Source organism: Leifsonia sp. SIMBA_070 (genome assembly GCF_046534635.1).
Classification (GTDB): domain Bacteria; phylum Actinomycetota; class Actinomycetes; order Actinomycetales; family Microbacteriaceae; genus Leifsonia.
This window is the reverse complement of the sequence record NZ_JAWRYK010001062.1, coordinates 1-230: the sequence shown is the minus strand read 5'-3', so window position 1 is coordinate 230 and position 230 is coordinate 1. Positions and strand designations below refer to the sequence as shown.

Annotated in this window: 1 protein-coding gene; it reads right to left on the bottom strand. The window is 57.4% G+C overall.

The window, feature by feature from the left end; genetic code table 11:
* On the bottom strand, nucleotides 1-230 hold a 230-nt coding region (locus tag SB754_RS23395), incomplete at both ends, for a S8 family serine peptidase (RefSeq protein ID WP_410784622.1).

Sequence of the window (230 nt, the reverse complement as noted above, 5' to 3'; positions counted from 1 at the left end):
ACCCCCGTTACGCCGAAGCCGTTATCTGAAGCGGCGATGGTGCCGGAAACGTGAGTCCCATGACCGGACCGATCTAAGGGATCGTTGTCCTCATCCACGAAATCCCATCCCCGAACGTCGTCGACAAAGCCGTTTCCGTCGTCGTCGATGCCGTTATCGGCAATTTCATCGGCGTTCGTCCAGATGTTATCGGCCAGGTCTGGGTGATGCCAATCGACTCCGGAATCGAC